Consider the following 18982-nt stretch of genomic DNA (forward strand, 5'->3'; position numbering starts at 1 on the left):
CCTGTTCACTCAGAGGAAGCCCATCATGGCACTGAGCGTTGAAGAAAAAGCGCAGATCGTTAACGAATACAAGCAAGCTGAAGGCGACACCGGTTCCCCGGAAGTGCAGGTAGCCCTGCTGTCCGCCAACATCAACAAGCTGCAGGATCACTTCAAGGCCAACGGCAAGGATCACCATTCCCGCCGTGGTCTGATCCGTATGGTTAACCAGCGCCGTAAGCTGCTGGACTACCTGAAGGGCAAAGACGTGTCTCGCTACACTGCCCTGATCGGCCGTCTGGGTCTGCGTCGCTAAGCGACGCCGGTCGGCAGCTTGAAGCAAGAAGCTGGAAGTCTGGCGTCGATACCCGCACACGAGGCGGGTATCGGCGTCGGGCTTCCAGCTTCGCGCTTTCTAGGAATCGATTCGGGTCCGACTCCCGGCATTCCACCGATTTCCCCCAAGGCAACATAGAAGGTAAAGACACCGTGAACCCGGTAACCAAGCAATTCCAGTTCGGTCAGTCGACCGTCACTCTCGAGACCGGCCGTATCGCTCGCCAGGCCACCGGCGCCGTACTGGTCACCATGGACGACGTCATCGTGCTGGTCACCGTGGTCGGCGCCAAGTCGCCGGCCGAAGGCCGCGACTTCTTCCCGCTGTCCGTGCACTACCAGGAAAAGACCTACGCCGCAGGCCGTATCCCCGGCGGTTTCTTCAAGCGTGAAGGACGTCCTTCCGAGAAGGAAACCCTGACCTCGCGCCTGATCGACCGTCCGATCCGTCCGCTGTTCCCCGAAGGTTTCATGAATGAAGTGCAGGTCGTCTGCACCGTCGTTTCCACCAACAAGAAGTCCGATCCGGACATCGCCGCGATGATCGGTACCTCCGCCGCCCTGGCGATCTCCGGCATTCCGTTCGCCGGCCCGATCGGCGCCGCCCGCGTCGGTTTCCATCCGGAAATCGGCTACATCCTCAACCCCACCTACGAGCAACTGCAGAGTTCCAGTCTCGACATGGTCGTGGCCGGTACCGAAGACGCCGTGCTGATGGTGGAGTCCGAGGCCGACGAACTGACCGAAGACCAGATGCTCGGTGCCGTGCTGTTCGCCCACGACGAGTTCCAGGCGGTGATCCGTGCCGTCAAGGAGCTGGCCGCCGAAGCTGGCAAGCCGGCCTGGGACTGGAAAGCCCCGGCGGAAAACACCGTGCTGGTCAACGCCATCAAGGCAGAGCTGGGCGAAGCGATCTCCCAGGCCTATACCATCACCATCAAGCAGGACCGCTACAACCGTCTGGGCGAGCTGCGCGACCAGGCCGTGGCCCTGTTCGCCGGCGAGGAAGAGGGCAAGTTCCCGGCTTCCGAGGTCAAGGACGTATTCGGCCTGCTGGAATACCGCACCGTTCGCGAGAACATCGTCAACGGCAAGCCGCGTATCGACGGTCGTGACACCCGTACCGTGCGTCCGCTGCGCATCGAAGTCGGCGTGCTCGGCAAGACCCACGGTTCCGCGCTGTTCACCCGTGGCGAAACCCAGGCCCTGGTCGTTGCGACCCTCGGCACCGCGCGCGATGCCCAGTTGCTGGATACCCTGGAAGGCGAGCGCAAGGACGCCTTCATGCTGCACTACAACTTCCCGCCCTTCTCGGTAGGCGAGTGCGGCCGCATGGGCAGCCCGGGTCGTCGTGAAATCGGCCATGGCCGTCTGGCCCGTCGTGGCGTCGCTGCCATGCTGCCGACCCAGGACGAGTTCCCCTACACCATTCGCGTGGTTTCCGAGATCACCGAGTCCAACGGTTCCAGCTCGATGGCCTCCGTGTGCGGCGCCTCCCTGGCGCTGATGGATGCCGGTGTGCCGGTCAAGGCGCCGGTCGCCGGTATCGCCATGGGTCTGGTCAAGGAAGGCGAGAAGTTCGCCGTCCTGACCGACATCCTCGGTGATGAAGACCACCTGGGCGACATGGACTTCAAGGTTGCCGGTACCGACAAGGGCGTCACCGCCCTGCAGATGGACATCAAGATCAACGGTATCACCGAAGAGATCATGGAGATCGCCCTGGGCCAGGCCCTGGAAGCTCGCCTGAACATCCTCGGCCAGATGAACCAGGTCATCGCCAAGCCGCGCGCCGAGCTGTCCGAGAACGCCCCGACCATGCTGCAGATGAAGATCGACTCGGACAAGATCCGCGACGTCATCGGCAAGGGCGGCGCGACCATCCGTGGTATCTGCGAAGAGACCAAGGCCTCGATCGACATCGAGGACGATGGCAGCGTGAAGATCTACGGCGAAACCAAGGAAGCCGCCGAGGCCGCCAAGCTGCGCGTCCTGGCGATCACCGCGGAAGCCGAGATCGGCAAGATCTACGTCGGCAAGGTGGAGCGCATCGTCGACTTCGGTGCCTTCGTCAACATCCTGCCGGGCAAGGACGGCCTGGTGCACATCTCGCAGATCAGCGACAAGCGCATCGACAAGGTCACCGACGTGCTGCAGGAAGGCCAGGAAGTGAAGGTCCTGGTGCTCGACGTGGACAACCGTGGCCGCATCAAGCTGTCGATCAAGGACGTGGCTGCCGCCGAAGCTTCCGGCGTGTAAGTCGAGTCGTGATCGATGAAAACAGGGCCCTCGGGCCCTGTTTTCGTTTCCGCGACACGCTTCTCGGCGAAGGGGGCGAATCCTTGCATTTTGCAAGCCCTGTCATCGCCAATTCGGCATTCTGCAACCGTCTCGCTTCCAGCTTATTTTTTAACTTATTGTTTTTAAAGGATTTTATTTTAGAGGAAAACTGGCACAGCGCTTGCGATATCTACTATGCAACTGACGCCAGGAATGGCTGCAGTTTTTCGAAATCCATAGGAGAAACCGCAATGAAATTCAGCAAACTCGCTATTGCCGCTGCTACTGCCACTGCTCTGAGCTTCTCGATGGCCAATGCGTTCGCTGCCCAGCCCATCAGCCTGGCGGCCAACGACACTATGCAGAAAACCGAAGAAGCGGTTTCCGATACCTGGATCACCAGCAAGGTGAAATCCAGCCTGATCGCCAACAAGAATGTCAGTGGCGTCGATATCAAGGTCGAGACCAACAAAGGTGTGGTTTCCCTTTCCGGCAACGTGAAGAGCGATGCCGAGCGTGACCTGGCGATCGAGACCGCCAAGGGCATCAAGGGCGTGAAAGCCGTTTCCGCCGATGGCCTGAAGTCGGTCGAGTAAGCGCCCGGGCCGAACGACCCCTTTTCCCTCGTCACCAGGAGGAAGACCGATGAATTCCGATGTGATCAAAGGTAAGTGGAAGCAACTCACCGGCAAGATCAAGGAGCGTTGGGGCGATCTGACCGACGACGATCTCCAGGCTGCCGACGGACATGCCGAATACCTGGTCGGCAAGCTGCAGGAACGCTATGGCTGGTCCAAGGAAAGGGCTGAACAGGAAGTTCGCGACTTCAGCGACCGCCTGTGAGCAGGTAGAAAGAAGCCCCGCCGGGATTGCCCGGCGGGGCTTTTTCATGGGCGCTGGATTCAGTCGCCGCGCCGGCTCTGGATGGCGCTGAGACGGTTGCCCTCGAAACGGACGAAATACAGCATGCCGTTCCATGGGCCATAGATCCATTCCTGGACCTCGACCTCGTAGCGCTTGCCCCATTCCCCGACGACCTCGCGATAACCCAGGCTGTCGCGGCTGCGTGGCTCACCGCAGCGCGCAAGGACGTCGGCGCTGCTGTCGCCGGTGCTGACCAGGCGGCTGCCGCAACGCAGCGAATCGGCCTGCGCATGTGCCAATGGCAGCAGGGACAGCAGCGCCACCAGGCCGGTACGCGGAAGCGAGCGATTCAACGCTTGAACTCGATGCGTTTCAGCTTGTTGGCTTCGAAGGTCAGGATGTAGGTCACGCCGTTGCGCGGGCCGTACACCCACTCCTCGACCTTGAATTCCCGGCGATCGTAGCTGCCCAGGGTATAGCCGACGTCGTCGCGGTGATCCGGATCGCCGCACTTTTGCTGTACTTCGAAGGCCCGGTCGCCGACGCTGACCAGCGCGCTGCCGCAACGCATGGTGTCGGCCTGCGCGCTAGCGCAGGCGAGGAGGAGCAGAGGGGCCGCGAGGGCGGCGAATCGCTTGTGCAAGGTATCACTCGCTATCCAGGTGCAATTGGGTGTCGACATTACCCTTGTCTTCGCCTTCGGCGAAACTGACGTCGATCAAGTAGATGCGATCGTCCGGCAACTGGCCTTTCTCCACCAGGTAATCCTTGATCCGGGTGGCCCGGGCCTGGCCAATCTGGCGCAGCAGCACCTGGCTCTTGGCCCAGGAAGCGATCACCGCTTCGCGCATCTTCGCGGTGCGTTCGTCGCTGTCCAGTTCCTTCCACTCGGCCGGTGGCTGCTGCTTCAGGCGGGTCCGGTAGATGCCTTCGAGCAGCGGTGCCTGCATGTTCTCCGGCACCTCGAGCTGCTTGGCGTCGCTCGGTACCTTGTCGCCGCGACGCTGGAGCATGCGGTAGTAGGTGTTCTGGTATTCCAGTTCGAGACGCTTGGCGCCGATCGAGGGACCGTCAGCCGCGGCGGAGGCCACGCCTTCCACTTCCAGGCGCAGCGCCGGCCGCTCCTTGAGCGCATCGGCGAGCTTGTCGAGGTTGGCCTGGGCTTCTGGCGTCAGCTCGTCGCTGCCCGCGGCGAAGGGTACCGTGCCGAGATCCTCGTTACCGCCGGCGGCGAGGCCGGCGATGAACTTGAACGGCGCCTGCACGGCGCGCAGGACCAGGTTGCGCAGGGTCTGCCAGACGATCGGCATGACGCTGAACTCCGGGTTGTTCAGATCACCGGCCACCGGCAACTGGATATCGATGTTGCCCTTGGTGTCCTTGAGCAGGGCTACCGCCAGCTTCACCGGCAGGTCTACGGCATCCGGGCTGTCGACCTTCTCGCCGAGTTGCAGGCCTTCCAGCAGGACCTTGTTTTCCGCCTTCAGTTGGCTACGTTCGATCTGGTAGTGCAGGTCCAGGTTGAGTCGCCCCTTACGGATGCGGTAGCCGGCGAACTTGCCGGAATAGGGCGTCAGGGTGGTCAGCTCGACGCGCTTGAAGCTGGTGGTGATGTCGAGCTTCTTCAGCGGGTCGAATGGGTCCAGTTCGCCGGCGATGGTCACCGGTGCGTACTTGTCGACCTTGCCCTTGATGTCCACCTTGGCCGGCTGCGAGTTGCGCGTGTCGAGGGTGCCGACTTCGCCGCTGAGCTGCTGGATGGCGGTACCGAACGGCGGCATCAGGGTCAGGTCGGCGAAGTTCGCCGAGCCGTTGTTGATCCGTACGCCGCCGATGTGAATGCCCAGCGGCTTGCTCGCCGGCGCATTCTTGCTTTCGGCGGCGGTCTTGCCGGACGAACTAGCCGGTTGCGGGATGATCAGCTCGCTGACGTTGGTGCTGCGATCTTCGTTGATGATGAAGCGGGCGTAGGGCTCCTCGAAGGACACGCTCTGGATCGACAGGCTGTCCTCGTGCCGGTAGGCGAGGCCGTTGAGGGTCAGTTTGGTCCATTTGACGAAGTCGCGGTCCCTGATGGTATCCAGGGTATGCAACTGGCTGACTTCGGCGCTGCCGTCGACGCTGAAAGCCAGCGGCTCGACGCTCTTCAGGTCGACCGCCAGCTCGCTGCCAAGGAAGCCGCTGCGCAGTTCCAGGCGGATGAACGGCGAGATGTAGGCCTGGGCCACGCGCAGGTCGATGTCGCGGGTACTGACCTTGAGCCTGGCGCTGACCGGGTCGAGCACCACCTGGCCGCTGGCCTGGACCTGGCCGCGGTTGCCGAGGCCGGTCTTGAGCTTGAGGTCGAAGGGGGTCTTGCCGAGGCTGTCGACGTTCTGCAGGTCGAGGTCCAGCGGGCCGACTTCCAGCGGGACCTCGGTGGCCGGCTGGCGATCCACCAGGTGCGCCTTGTAGCCGCGCAACTGGGCGTCGCGCAGGACGATGTGCCAGGGCTTGGCAGGCGTCTCCGCGGCGGCTTTCGTACTTTCCGGCGGAGGCGTCTTTGCAGTGCCGGCGAGCTGTTGCGGCTTGTCGTTGGCCGCCTTGTCGATCTCCGCAGTCTTGGCCGTTTCCTGCCCGGTTGCCTTGCCGGTCTTCGGAGCCTTGCTCGTCTCTTGCTTGGCTACCTTGTCGGCAGCGCCTTCCGCGGCCTTGGCGGACTCTTTGTCGTCCGTTGCCCTTTCCGTCTCGGCGACGCTGGCGTCCTTCTCCGCCGGCCTGTCCTTGCTCGCTTCGCCCGAGGCTATCGCGGCTGCCTTGGCGGCACCGTCGGTTGCCGGTTCGCGGGTGGTCTTCGCCGTGTCGGTCGGGGCAGCGGCGGGATCGGTGTTTTCCGCCGGCTTGGGTGCAGGCGCCTTGCGTGGCGGCGGCGTGAAGTCGGCGAACAGTTTCTGCCAGTCGAGCTGGCCGTCCTTCTCGCGCGCGGCCCAGGCCTCCAGGCCCTGGCTGCGGACTTCGCCGAGCACCACTTCCTGCTTGGCCAGGTCCAGGGTGGTAGCGGCCACGTCGAGGCTGGCGAGCTTGGCCAGCGGCTTGCCCTGGGGCGAATTGATGCTGAAGTCGGCGAGTTTCAGCGCGGCCTTGTCGAGCAGCAGTTGGGTGTCCTTGGACAGGTCCAGGCGATAGTCGCTGGAGAGGCTGACCACGCCGTTCTCCAGCACCAGCGGGGCATTGTCGCGGACATAGGGCCACCAGGCCTTGAGCTGGATATCCTTGACGCTCAGGTGGCCCCTGGACGTGATCGGCACCAGGGTCAGGTCGCCTTCCCAGTCGAGGCGGCCGCCGTTCGGGCCGGTGGCGACCAGGGTCATCTTCGCGCCGTCGTCGGGCAGGGTGCTGAGGTTGTGCAGCTCGAAGCCCAGCGGATCGAAGCTGAAGTCCACCGGCTCGCTCGGTCGCAGGTCCTGGAAGTGCAGGCTGCCCTCGGCCAGTTGGATGCGGTCGATGCGCAGCGGGAACGGGTCGCTCGGCTGTTCAGGCTCGGGCGATTCGCTCGGCGGGATCCTGAACAGGCTGGCCAGGTTGAGCTGGCCCTTCTCGTCGAACAGCAGTTCGGTATGCGGACCTTCCAGCTCGACGTCGGCCAGGTGCAGCTGGCGTTTCCACAGGCTGTCCAGCTGCAGGTTGGCGTACAGCCGGCGGAAGGCGAGCTGGGGGTTCTTCTCCTCGCCCAGGCGCAGACCCCAGAGGGTCAATTCCAGGCTGAAGGGGTTGAATTCGATACGTTCGAGACGTGCGGGGACGGTGGCGTATTGCGCCAGTTGCTGGTTGGCGACGCGCAGCCCGATGCCGGGTATGAGCAGAAAGCCCAGCAGGCAATAGACGAGGAAGGTGATCAGCAGGGCGCTGACAGCGCGTTTCAGTCCTTTGGGCATGGCTCTCTTTCGTTTTCCGTTCTAAGCGGTGCGTTGGAGTATGGCACGGCCTCAAGGTTCCGACCGTGATTCGCGCCGTTTCAGAGCCTTTGGACGGGTATTCTTGCTGTCACGGCACGAAAGTTCAGTGGCTCACCGGCGGCAGACCCATGCGCCGGCAGGCTCGATGCATCGAAGCGTTGCGCACCGCCCAGCGCAGCAAGGGTACGCTGCGCCTGACGCTGCCGCGGATCAGGCGGCGTTGTAGCGGACTGAACGGGAGGTCGAGCATCGATCCGGCCCATTCCGGCAACAGCTCGGCGCCTGCGCGCAGCATCAGCGCGCCGAACGGCCTGGCCAGGGTGCTGGGCGCTGGTGCGTTGAAGAGAATCCGCACCACTTCGTGGGTGCGTTCGTCGCAACGCAGGCGTGGACGCATCGCCTCCAGGTAGGCGGCGATCTGCTGGCGGTCGCGCGGTACCGCGCGGGCGCCGAGGCGTTCGGCGACCAGGGCGATTTCCGAGTAGTAACGGTCCTGCTCGCTGCCCGGCAGGTCGGGATTGAGATAGCGCAGGTAGGACTTGAGAAAGCTGCTGACCTCGGCGACATGCACCCAGGTCAGCAGGTCCGGGTCGCTGGCGGAGTAGGGCGTGCCGTCGGGCAACTGGCCGATGACGCTTTCGTGGATGCGCCGGACCCGCTCGATCAGTCGCTCGGCATCGGCCAGCGGGCCGTAGGTGGTGGCCGAGATGAACTGACCGGTGCGACGCAGGCGCCCGAGCAGGTCGTCGCGGAAATTGGAGTGGTCCCACACCCCCGCCAGGGCCAGCGGATGGAGCATCTGCAGGAGCAGCGCGCCGATGCCGCCGATCATCATGCTGCTGAAGTCGCCGTGGACCTTCCAGCAGGCGGCATCGGGGCCGAACAGGCCCGGATCGCCTTTCGGCGACTCGAAGTCGACACCGCCGACGGCGAGCCCGGTAAGGCTCAGCACCTGGCTTTCGATATGGCGACGGACGCTTTCCATGGGGGGCTCGCTACGACAGGGCAGGCACGAGCTTAACCCAGGCGCCGGAGAGACTGGAACCGTCCCGCGCCGCAGGGCGGCGGGACGGTTGCGCGGGTCAGCGGTTGAGGCGGTTGTCGATCAACCCCTGCACCACTCCCGGATCGGCCAGGGTCGAGGTATCGCCGAGACTGTCCAGCTCGTTGCAGGCGATCTTGCGCAGGATACGCCGCATGATCTTGCCGGAGCGGGTCTTCGGCAGGCTGGGCGCCCATTGCAGGTGATCCGGCTTGGCGAAGCTGCCGATCTCCTTGCCGACCAGGGCCAGCAATTCCTGTTGTAGCGCCTCGCTGGGCTGACTGCCGGCCATCAGGGTGACGAACGCGTAGATGGCCTGGCCCTTCACGTCATGCGGGCAGCCGACCACTGCCGCCTCGGCCACCGCATCGTGCAGGACCAGCGCGCTCTCGACCTCGGCGGTGCCGATCCGGTGTCCGGAGACATTGATCACGTCGTCGACCCGGCCGGTGATCCAGTAGTAGCCGTCCTCGTCGCGGCGCGCGCCGTCGCCGCTGAAGTAATACCCGGGGTAGGGCTTGAAGTAGGTGTCGATCATCCGCTGGTGGTCGCCGTAGACGCTGCGGATCTGACTCGGCCAACTGGCCTTGATCGCCAGTACGCCGCTGCCCGCGCCGTCGATTTCCTTGCCTTTCTCGTCGAGCAGCACGGGTTGCACGCCGAAGAACGGGCGGGTAGCCGAGCCTGGCTTTAGCGCAGTGGCGCCGGGCAACGGGGTGATCAGGATGCTGCCGGTCTCGGTCTGCCACCAGGTATCGACGATGGGGCAGCGCTTCTCGCCGACCACCTGGTAGTACCACTCCCAAGCCTCCGGGTTGATCGGCTCGCCCACCGAGCCGAGCAGGCGCAGGCTGCTGCGCGAGGTCTGGCGGACCGGGGCGTCGCCTTCGCGCATCAGCGCGCGGATCGCGGTCGGCGCGGTGTAGAAGATATTCACCTGGTGCTTGTCGATCACCTGCCAGAAGCGCGAGGCGTCCGGGTAGTTGGGCACGCCCTCGAACATGAGGGTGGTGGCACCGTTGGCCAGCGGGCCGTAGACGATATAGCTGTGTCCGGTGACCCAGCCGACGTCGGCGGTGCACCAGTAGACGTCGCCATCGTGGTAGTCGAACACGTACTTGTGGGTCATCGCCGCGCCGAGCAGGTAGCCCCCGGTGGTGTGCAACACGCCCTTCGGCTTGCCGGTGCTGCCGGAGGTATAGAGGATGAACAGCGGGTCCTCGGCGTCCATCGCTTCCGCCGGGCAGTCGGCTGAGGCCGCGTGGAGCGCCTCGTGGTACCAGATGTCGCGGCCTTCGACCCAGGGTATGTCGCCCTGGGTGCGCTCGACCACCACCACGGTAGAGACGTCCGGGCAGTCCTTCAGTGCCTTTTCCACATTCTGCTTCAGCGGGATGTACTTGCCGCCGCGCACGCCCTCGTCGGCGGTGATCACAGTGCGGCAGTCGGCATCGAGGATGCGGTCGCGCAGCGAGTCCGGCGAGAAGCCGCCGAACACCACCGAGTGCACCGCCCCGATACGGGCGCAGGCGAGCATGGCGTAGGCGGCCTCGGGAATCATCGGCATGTAGATGCAGACCCGGTCGCCCTTTTCCACGCCGCGGCTCTTCAGCACGTTAGCCAGGCGGCAGACGTTGTGGTGCAGCTTGCGGTAGGTGATGTGCGCGGATTCGCTGGGGTTGTCGCCTTCCCAGACGATCGCGATCTGTTCGCCGCGGCGTTCCAGGTGGCGATCGATGCAGTTGTAGGCGACGTTCAACTGGCCGCCCTTGAACCAGGTGGCCTGGCCTTTCCTCAGGTCGCCGTGGTGGACGCTGTGCCAGGGCTTGAACCAATCGAGGAAGGCCTTGGCCTGCTCGCCCCAGAACTCGTCGGGGTTCTCGACGGATTGGCGGTACAGGCGCTGGTAGTCGTCGTCGTTCAGGTAGGCACGCTGGCGGACGGCGTCCGGCACCGGGTGGACGCTGATCTCGAACATGGCGGTTTCCTTTGTTTTTCTGCTCCGCAAGGTGTCGAGAGACCGCACGCGGCCCCTCTCCAGGTTCGACCAAGGGTGGGCCAGGCGAGAGCCATGTTCAAGTGCCAAAGGCGGGAGCGGGGAAGGCGCCGGGGTCAATCGCCGGACGGAATGAAAAAGCCCGGCCTAGGGCCGGGCTTTGGGGAGAGGCGGATCAGCCGCGATGGCGGCCGCGGAAGAAGTCGATCAGGCCTTGGGTCGAGGCGTCCTCGGCCGGGGTTTCCTCGCTGCCGACCAGGCGCGAATAGACACCCTTGCCGAGTTCCTTGCCAAGCTCCACGCCCCATTGGTCGAAGGCGTTGATGCCCCAGAGGATGCTCTGTACGTAGACCTTGTGCTCGTACATGGCGATCAGCGCGCCGAGGCGGCGGGCGCTGATGCGCTCGACCACCAGGGTGTTGCTCGGTCGGTTGCCCGGAATCACCTTGTGCGGCGCCAGGCGCTGCACTTCGGCTTCCGGCAGGCCCTTGGCGCGCAGTTCGGCCTCGGCCTCCTCGCGGCTCTTGCCGAGCATCAGCGCCTGGCTCTGCGACAGGCAGTTGGCGTACAGCCACTGGTGATGGTCGGCCACCGGGTTGTAGCTGCTCACCGGGACGATGAAGTCCGCCGGGATCAACTGGGTGCCTTGGTGCAGCAACTGATGGTAGGCGTGCTGGCCGTTGCAGCCGACACCACCCCAGATCACCGGCCCGGTGCCGCTGGTGACCGGCGTGCCGTCCTGGCGCACGCTCTTGCCGTTGGATTCCATGTCCAGTTGTTGCAGGTGGTCGGTGATATTCCGCAGATAGTAGTCGTAGGGCAGGATCGCGTGGCTGTTCGCGCCCCAGAAGTCGCCGTACCAGACGCCGAGCAGGCCGAGCAGCACCGGGATGTTGCGTTCGAACGGCGCGGTCTGGAAGTGCTGGTCCATGTTGTAGGCACCGGACAGCAACTCCTTGAAGTTGGAGATGCCGATGGACATGGCGATCGGCAGGCCGATGGCCGACCACAGCGAGTAGCGGCCGCCGACCCAGTCCCACATGGGGAAGATGTTTTCCTCGCGGATGCCAAAGGCGATCGCGGCCTCCTTGTTGCTGGAGACGGCGATGAAATGGCGGTAAAGCTCTTCCTCGGTGCCGCCCTGGGCCAGGTACCAGGCGCGTGCGGCCTGGGCGTTCTTCAGGGTTTCCAGGGTCCCGAAGGACTTGGAGGAAACGATGAACAGGGTGGTCTCGGCGTTCAGGCGGCTGGCCAGTTCATGGAACTCGCTACCGTCGATGTTCGCCAGGTAGTGGCAGCGCACGCCTTTCTGGGCGAACGGCAGCAAGGCTTCGGATACCAGTTGCGGGCCGAGGAAGGAGCCGCCGATGCCGATGTTCACCACGTCGGTGATCGGCTTTTCGGTATAGCCGCGCCACAGGCCGTTGTGCACGTAGCCCACCAGCTCGGTCATCTGGTGCAGGACGCGGTGGACTTCCGGCATCACGTCGACGCCATCGACCAGCACCTTGTCGCCGATCGGTCGACGCAGCGCGGTATGCAGTACCGGCCGGCGCTCGGAGGCATTGATCGCCTCGCCGTCGAACATCGCCCGGATCGCGTCGCTCAGCCGTGCTTCCTCGGCCAGCTTCACCAGCAGGTCGATGGTGTCCTGGCGAATCAGGTTCTTCGAGAAGTCGAGGAACAGCCCACAGGCGCTGAAGGAAAACCGCTTGAAGCGCTCCGGATCGTCGATGAACGCCTGGCGCATCCTGAAGTCCTGCAGTTCCTGGCGATGGGCGGCCAGGGCGCGCCAACTGTCGAGTTGCGTGGCATCCAGCGGAGTGAGGTGGTGCTTCATGGCTGACCTTCTGGTTGGAATTCGATGGCGCACTTATTTGAACATGAAAAAGCCCGGATGAAACCGGGCTTTATCCAGAGGGGGCGAGGTCAGGCGACCTGTATAGGAATCGCCTCGCTGGTATGGCTGAGCTGGTTGCCCGGCGCCATGTACAGCATGCGCGGCTTGTGGCTGGCCAGTTCGGCTTCGCTGTAGTGTGCGTAGGCGCAGATGATCACGCGGTCGCCGACCTTGGCCTTGTGTGCCGCGGCGCCGTTCACCGAGATCATCTTCGAGCCGTTCTCGGCGCGGATCGCATAGGTGGTGAAGCGCTCGCCGTTGTCGACGTTGTAGATCTGGATCTGTTCGTACTCGCGGATTCCGGAGAGGTCCAGCCAATCGCCGTCGATGGCGCAGGAGCCTTCGTAGTCGAGGACGGCATGGGTGACTTCGGCGCGATGCAACTTGGCTTTGAGCATGATGGCGTGCATGGGGCGACTCCTATCGGGTCCGCGGGGGGCGGCAGAGTATGGCGAGTCCGTGGTGAGCGCTCAAGCCCCCGGGAACCGGGGGCTCGGCATGCGTCAATCGAGGTGGACTGAGAGGTTGTCGATCAGCCGCGTACTGCCCAGGTAGGCGGCGACCAGGATCACCAGTTGGCGGTCGCCGGGTACCCCGGGGCGCAGGCTGATCGGCTCGCGGATTTCCAGGTAGTCGGGGCGCAGCCCGGCCTGTTCCAGGGCCTGGCGGGCGTCGGCGAGCAATGCCGGGAAGTCCTCGGCGCCGGCGCGGATGCGTTCGCCGAGCTGCCGCAGGGTGCGGTAGATCGCCGGGGCGGCGGCGCGCTGCTGCTCGTCGAGGTAACCGTTGCGCGAGGACAACGCGAGGCCATCGGCGGCGCGCACCGTCGGCTCGCCGAAGATCTGCACCGGCAGGTTGAGGTCGCGGACCAGCTTGCGGATCACCGCCAACTGCTGGAAATCCTTTTCGCCGAACAGCGCGAGGTCCGGCTGGACCATGTTCAGCAGCTTGCTGACCACGGTCGCCACGCCTTCGAAATGGCCGGGACGACTGGCGCCGCAAAGACCTTCGGAGACGCCGGGAACATGGATGCGGGTCTGCCCGTCCATGCCGTCGGGGTACATTTCCTCGACGGTCGGGGTGAACAGCAGGTGGCAGCCGGCTTCGAGCAGGCGTTCCTGGTCGGCTGCGAGGGTTCGCGGGTATGTGTCGAGGTCTTCGCTGGGGCCGAATTGCAGCGGGTTGACGAAGATGCTGACGACCACGAAGTCGGCGCGTTCGCCGGCTTTCTTTACCAGCGCGGCATGGCCGGCGTGGAGGTTGCCCATGGTCGGCACGAAGCCGATGCGCTTGCCTTCGCTGCGGGCGCGCGCCACCGCGGCGCGCAGTTCACGGACGGTCTTGACGGTGTTCATGCGTTGAATCCGTGTTCGGCGGCGGGGAAGGACACGTCCTTGACGGCGCGGACATAGGCCGCGATGGCGGCCGGGATGCTCTCCTGGCCTTGCATGAAATCCTTGACGAACTTGGGCGAGCGGCCGGTCAGCGAGAGACCGAGCATGTCGTGCATGACCAGCACCTGGCCATCGGTCGCCGCACCGGCGCCAATCCCGATCACCGGGATCTTCACCGCCTGGGTGATCTCTTCGGCCAGCACGCTGGGCACGCACTCCAGCAGCAGCATGGCGGCGCCGGCCTGCTCCAGGGCGATGGCATCGGCGCGCAACTGGCGCGCCTGGGTTTCCTGGCGGCCCTGGACCTTGAAGCCGCCGAACAGGTTGACCGCCTGCGGGGTCAGGCCGAGATGCGCGCAGACCGGCACGCCCATCTGTGCCAGGCGGGCGATCGGCTCCGCCAGCCAGGCCCCACCCTCCAGCTTGACCATGTGTGCGCCGGCCTGCATCAGGCGGACCGCGTCGGCAAGGGTCTGGGCCACGGAATGGCTGGATTCGAAGGCCAGGTCGGTGACGATCAGGGAACCTTTGTTACCGCGTTTCACGCAGGCCGTGTGATAGGCCATTTCCTCGTTGCTGACCGGCAGGGTGCTGTCGTGACCCTGCAATACCATTCCGAGCGAATCTCCGACCAGAAGCACGTCCACGCCGGCCTGGCTGGCGGTGTGGGCGAAGGTGGCGTCGTAGCAGGTCAGCATGGCGATCTTCTCGCCGCTCTGCTTCAACCCTTGCAGGGTGGTCAGGGTTACATCAGGCATGGAAAGGCTCCTCGTTGGGCCGGTGATGAGCCGGCGCGGGGCAAACGGCCACTTATAGTCCGGATGGGGTGGCTCGAAGTCAATTGCAGGTGTTACCGCATTGTTACGGCGTTACTGCCACTGCCGAACGCCGCGCCGCCTGCGGTTGCGCGCGCAGTGTACGCCCATCCGCGGCGTCCTTCGTCAGCTTTTCGGTAACAGTGTGAAGAGCCCGCCGCGAGGTATCCGCGCAGCGGCGGGCAAGCAGGGTCAGGCGCCCGGAAGGCGTTCGATGCCCTCGAACGGACAGGCCGCGAGCAGCTCCGGCAGGTGGCGGCCATCGGGCAGGCGCAGGTCGGGGGCGAGATCGGCGAGGGGATAGAGCACGAAAGCGCGCGCCTGCATGTGGTAGTGCGGCACCTTCAGGCGCGGCAGGTCGAGCAATTGTTCGCCGAACAGCAGGATGTCCAGGTCGAGCGTGCGCGGACCCCAGCGCAGGTCGCGGACGCGCCCCTGTTCCAGTTCGATGGCCTGCAGGGCGTCGAGCAGGTCGAGCGGCGCCAGGTTGGTGTCGAGGGCCGCCACGCCGTTGACGAAGCGCGGCTGGTCGGCGGGGCCGAGCGGGTCGCTGATATAGAGCGGCGAGACGGCGACCAGGCGGGTCTCGGGAAGCCGCTCGAAGGCATCGAGGGCAGCCTGGATCTGCTCGCGCGGTTCGGCCAGGTTGCTGCCCAGCGCCACGTAGACGCGCTGGATCATTCGCCGCTTCCGCCGCTGCCTTCCTTGCGCGGCCCGCGGCGCCGACGGCCGCTGTTGCCGCCGCGGCGACGCTTGCGCGGGGCGCTGCCGTCTTCCTGGCTGACCAGGTCGCGGATCATGTTGCGCCGCTCGCTGTCGCTGACTTCCTGGTAATCGGTCCACCATTGGCCGAGTCCTTCGGTTTCCTCGCCGGCACTTTCGCGCAGCAGGAGGAAGTCGTAGCCGGCGCGGAAGCGCGGGTTTTCCAGGAGCAGGTCGGCGCGCTTGCCCTGGCGTCGCGGCAGACGTTCCTGCATATCCCAGATCTCGCGGATCGGCAGGGTGAAACGCTTGGGAATGGCAATCCGCTGGCACTGTTCGCTGATCAGTTCGTGGGCGGCTTCCTGCATCGCCGGGATAGCCGGCATGCCTTTCTCCTGCAACTGCGCGACGCGCGCCGGCAGGGCCGGCCAGAGCAGCGCGGCGAAGAGGAAGGCCGGGGTTACCGGCTTGCCCTGGCGAATGCGCGCATCGGTATTGGCCAGGGCCTGGCGGATCAGCTTGCCGGTGTAGTCGGGGTTGGCCTGCAGTGCCTTGGCGCTGGCCGGGAACAGCGGCGCGAACAGTTCGTACTCGACCAGCAGTTCGAAAGTGCGCTCGGCCCGGCCGGCGAGGAACAGCTTGAGCACCTCGTCGAACAGGCGCGCCGAAGGGATTTCCCGCAGCAGCGGGGCCAGCCGGCGAATCGGCGCGGCGCTGTGCTTCTCGATCTCGAAGTCGAGCTTGGCGGCGAAACGTACCGCCCGCAGCATCCGCACCGGGTCTTCCAGATAACGCTGCTCCGGATCGCCGATCAGGCGGATCAGGCGATTGCGGATGTCGTGAACGCCATTGGCGTAGTCCAGCAGCCGCTCGCTGGTGACGTCGAAGTACAGGGCATTGATGGTGAAGTCACGGCGCTGGGCGTCGTCTTCCAGGCTGCCATAGACGTTGTCGCGCAGGATGCGGCCGCTTTCGTTGCTGGACGCGCGGCTATCGCCATCGTCCTGGCCTTCCGGATGATGGGCGCGGAAGGTGGCGACCTCGATGATCTCGCGGCCGAAGTGCACGTGTACCAGTTTGAAGCGGCGGCCGATGATCCGCGCGTTGCGGAATTCGGCGCGGACCTGCTCCGGCGTGGCGCTGGTGGCGACATCGAAGTCCTTGGGAGCGATGCCGAGCATCTGGTCGCGTACGCAGCCCCCGACCACGTAGGCCTGGTAGCCGGCACGCTGGAGAATCTCGACGACCTTGACGGCGTTCCGGCTGAACTGGTCCCGGCGCAGGGAGTGCTGGTTGTTACCGATGACTTCCGGGGTTGTACGGACGGCGCGCGGACGGCGCAGGGGGGAACGAATGGTCTGGATCAGCTTTTTCAGCATGGATGTGTTATCGGGAGCACGATGTGGGTGATTGCACGCCTGCGTTGCTCAAACAGGACGGACGTCGGGTAATGCTGCGGCATTATCAGGACCTCTCGGGCGAGGCGTGTTCTGTACCCGTTGAATGTTTGGCCCCGCGACGCACAGGGCGTCCCGGGCGCCGGAACCGACTGCGCCATGCATCCTGACAGAAACGAACAGGGGCCGTACATCCTGTTCCCGCGAAGCGGGAGAGGGCCGGGAAGGCTGCGGTGAATCTGGCAAGGCATGCGGATGGCCGCATAGTCTGCGCGGATTCTAGCATTGGATGGGGAAATGGTGTAAGGCGAAGGAAAAACGGGGAAAACGGAGGGAGGGGGTGAAGCTACTGGGGGAGCCGAAGCTCCCCCCCAAGTAGGTGCGTGCTTTGTTTTTATTATGATTTCGGGCTTGTTGTTTTTGTTTGTCGACCCGTCCCTTGAGCCAGTCGCTTCAGGGATATCTCCCAGGCTGGGAGTTCAATAGCAAACGGATTGCTTTGGTCGCTGATGCTGCCATGATCGTCGAGCGATCCAACCAGTCTGTGCGCTGCCTCGAGGCAGTTTTATTCTTCTTCCGACTGGCTGCGGGACGGGTCCCGACAGCAACTCCTCTCCAAAAGAATCAGTTAGCTGCGCCTCCGCGATTTTGTTTTTGTTGTGCTGGAGTCGTTACGTGTTGTTTTTATTGTCTTCGTCGTTGCTTGTTATTGTTGTTGTGCCAATACATAAGCAGATGCCGTGCCAGTTTTTCGAAACCCAGTAAAATCAAGGGGTTGAGGTTTTCGGTGGGTCGGCGGAGGGCACAAAAAAACCGGGTTCCCGTTACCGATGAACCCGGTTTCTGTTACGCGGTACGTCCGCGGTAACAGGTTGCAGGGTGTTACGAGTCGGCCGAGGCCCCTGATTTACGCCGCGGAATGCCCAGGCGCTGGCGGCGTTCCCACAGGCATTTGCGGCTGATGCCCAGCTTGCGGGCCAGCTCGGTCTCGGTCATGTGGTCCTGGTGCTCGAGGACGAAGTGCTGGAAGTAGTCTTCCAGCGAAAGGTCCTCGGTGGGCTCGTGGTTGCTGGCCGCGGCGCCCGCCGGGCCGAGGCCGAGGTCGGCGGCGAAGTCGTCCTCGAGGTCGTCCAGCTCGATGTCGATACCCAGCAGGTCGGCGTGGATTTCCTGGCTCTCGCTGAGGATCACCGCCCGCTCGATGGCGTTTTCCAGTTCGCGCACGTTGCCCGGCCATGGGTAATGGCGGATCGCCTGTTCGGCGTCGTGGGCGAAGCTGAGCGGCGCGCGCCCCATCCGGGTGCACTGGCGAGCCAGAAAGGCGCGGGCGATCTCCATCACGTCGTTGCCACGCTCGCGCAGGGCGGGCAGCTTCAGCGAGATCACATGCAGGCGGTAATAGAGGTCTTCGCGGAATTGCCCGGTCTTGGCCAGGGTTTTCAGGTCGCGGTGGGTGGCGGCGATCAGGCGCACGTCGACCTTCTGCGATTGCACCGAGCCGACCCGGCGGATCTCGCCTTCCTGCAATACGCGCAGCAGGCGGGCCTGGGCCTCCAGCGGCAGTTCGCCGATCTCGTCGAGGAACAGGGTGCCGCCGTCGGCCGCTTCGACCAGCCCGGCGCGCCCGGCGCTGGCACCGGTGAAGGCGCCTTTTTCATGGCCGAACAGCTCGGATTCGATCAGGGTTTCCGGAATCGCCGCACAGTTCACCGAGATCAGCGGCGCCTTGGCGCGCTTCGACAGGTTGTGCAGGGCGCGGGCGACCAGTTCCTTGCCGGTGCCGGACTCGCCCTGGATCAGTACCGTGGAGTCGGTCGGCGCGACCTTGCGAATCTTGCTGTACAGCTCTTGCATCGGCGCACAGGAGCCGATGATGCCTATCTCGCCGTCGGCTGCCGCCGGGCTGGCGCCGCGCTCGCCGCCGGCCTTGCCGCCGTTGGCGGAGACCGGGGCCGCGCTGCGGTTCTCCTGGCGGTCCTTGAGGATGCGCGCCACGGCCTGGAGCATTTCGTCGTGGTCGAAAGGCTTGGCGATGTAGTCCACCGCGCCCATCTTCATCGAATCCACCGCCGAACGCAGGCTGGCGTAGCTGGTCATGATCAGAACCGGAATGCCTTCGGCGAGCTTGATCAGTTCGGTGCCGGGGGCGCCCGGCAGGCGCAGGTCGCTGACCACCATGTCGAAGGAGGGGATGGTGTAGCGCTCCTGGGCTTCCTGCACCGAGCCGGCTTCGCTGACCTGGTACTGGTTGCGCTCCAGCAGGCGTCGCAATGCAGATCGGATAATGGTTTCGTCTTCGACGATCAGAATATGTGCCATGTATTCAGCTCTCTCGACGTGCT

Annotated in this window: 16 protein-coding genes; 4 read left to right on the forward strand and 12 right to left on the reverse strand. The window is 64.5% G+C overall.

Annotated features, from left to right (window positions below; all coding sequences use genetic code 11):
- The first annotated feature begins 25 nt into the window (after positions 1 to 25).
- The 4 genes from rpsO (at position 26) to FHW81_RS11275 (ending at position 3438) form a co-directional block, all read left to right on the forward strand.
- Positions 26 to 295, forward strand: coding sequence for a 30S ribosomal protein S15 (rpsO, locus tag FHW81_RS11260; RefSeq protein ID WP_003095184.1), 270 nt, complete (start codon positions 26 to 28; stop codon positions 293 to 295).
- Positions 296 to 468: 173 nt separating this feature from the next.
- Positions 469 to 2574, forward strand: a complete 2106-nt coding sequence (gene pnp / locus FHW81_RS11265; protein WP_429478681.1) for a polyribonucleotide nucleotidyltransferase — start codon at positions 469 to 471, stop codon at positions 2572 to 2574.
- A gap of 272 nt (positions 2575 to 2846) precedes the next feature.
- Entirely contained in the window at positions 2847 to 3191 is a 345-nt protein-coding gene (locus tag FHW81_RS11270; RefSeq protein ID WP_003095177.1) for a BON domain-containing protein, read from the forward strand.
- Positions 3192 to 3240: 49 nt separating this feature from the next.
- Positions 3241 to 3438 carry a CsbD family protein gene (locus FHW81_RS11275; protein WP_003095174.1) on the forward strand — a complete coding sequence of 66 codons (198 nt, stop codon included), beginning with the start codon at positions 3241 to 3243 and terminating at the stop codon, positions 3436 to 3438.
- A gap of 59 nt (positions 3439 to 3497) precedes the next feature.
- On the opposite strand, the gene FHW81_RS11280 is transcribed toward FHW81_RS11275, so the two are convergent.
- The 12 genes from FHW81_RS11280 to cbrB form a co-directional block, all read right to left on the reverse strand.
- A complete protein-coding gene (locus tag FHW81_RS11280) occupies positions 3498 to 3812 on the reverse strand; it encodes a DUF2845 domain-containing protein (RefSeq protein ID WP_003095173.1) in 315 nt (104 codons plus the stop codon).
- Positions 3809 to 4102, reverse strand: coding sequence for a DUF2845 domain-containing protein (locus tag FHW81_RS11285; RefSeq protein ID WP_003109317.1), 294 nt, complete (start codon positions 4100 to 4102; stop codon positions 3809 to 3811). The genes FHW81_RS11280 and FHW81_RS11285 overlap by 4 nt, the downstream gene beginning before the upstream one ends.
- A gap of 4 nt (positions 4103 to 4106) precedes the next feature.
- Entirely contained in the window at positions 4107 to 7373 is a 3267-nt protein-coding gene (locus FHW81_RS11290) for a DUF748 domain-containing protein (RefSeq protein WP_429478685.1), read from the reverse strand.
- 124 nt (positions 7374 to 7497) lie between these two features.
- Positions 7498 to 8379, reverse strand: coding sequence for an oxygenase MpaB family protein (locus FHW81_RS11295; protein ID WP_031631245.1), 882 nt, complete (start codon positions 8377 to 8379; stop codon positions 7498 to 7500).
- 97 nt (positions 8380 to 8476) lie between these two features.
- Positions 8477 to 10414: an acetate--CoA ligase gene (gene acs / locus FHW81_RS11300; RefSeq protein WP_003095161.1), complete on the reverse strand. Its 1938-nt coding sequence runs from the start codon at positions 10412 to 10414 to the stop codon at positions 8477 to 8479.
- Positions 10415 to 10607: 193 nt separating this feature from the next.
- On the reverse strand, positions 10608 to 12272 hold the full coding sequence (gene pgi / locus FHW81_RS11305; RefSeq protein WP_003100194.1) for a glucose-6-phosphate isomerase: 1665 nt from the start codon (positions 12270 to 12272) through the stop codon (positions 10608 to 10610).
- An 89-nt stretch (positions 12273 to 12361) separates the two neighbouring features.
- Positions 12362 to 12742 carry an aspartate 1-decarboxylase gene (panD, locus tag FHW81_RS11310; RefSeq protein WP_003095150.1) on the reverse strand — a complete coding sequence of 127 codons (381 nt, stop codon included), beginning with the start codon at positions 12740 to 12742 and terminating at the stop codon, positions 12362 to 12364.
- A gap of 93 nt (positions 12743 to 12835) precedes the next feature.
- Positions 12836 to 13687, reverse strand: a complete 852-nt coding sequence (gene panC / locus FHW81_RS11315) for a pantoate--beta-alanine ligase (protein WP_003457159.1) — start codon at positions 13685 to 13687, stop codon at positions 12836 to 12838.
- Positions 13684 to 14484: a 3-methyl-2-oxobutanoate hydroxymethyltransferase gene (gene panB / locus FHW81_RS11320; protein ID WP_003095147.1), complete on the reverse strand. Its 801-nt coding sequence runs from the start codon at positions 14482 to 14484 to the stop codon at positions 13684 to 13686. Before panB ends, panC begins: the two co-directional genes overlap by 4 nt.
- Before the next feature lie 249 nt (positions 14485 to 14733).
- Positions 14734 to 15222 (reverse strand): 2-amino-4-hydroxy-6-hydroxymethyldihydropteridine diphosphokinase, encoded by a 489-nt coding sequence (folK, locus tag FHW81_RS11325; RefSeq protein WP_003095144.1) that lies wholly within the window; start codon positions 15220 to 15222, stop codon positions 14734 to 14736.
- Entirely contained in the window at positions 15219 to 16622 is a 1404-nt protein-coding gene (locus tag FHW81_RS11330; RefSeq protein ID WP_003095142.1) for a polynucleotide adenylyltransferase PcnB, read from the reverse strand. Before FHW81_RS11330 ends, folK begins: the two co-directional genes overlap by 4 nt.
- 900 nt (positions 16623 to 17522) lie before the next feature.
- Entirely contained in the window at positions 17523 to 18959 is a 1437-nt protein-coding gene (gene cbrB, locus FHW81_RS11335) for a two-component system response regulator CbrB (RefSeq protein WP_003095138.1), read from the reverse strand.
- Positions 18960 to 18982: the final 23 nt, after the last annotated feature.

It is taken from the genome of Pseudomonas sp. RC10-4-2, from assembly GCF_050433085.1.
GTDB lineage: Bacteria > Pseudomonadota > Gammaproteobacteria > Pseudomonadales > Pseudomonadaceae > Pseudomonas > Pseudomonas aeruginosa.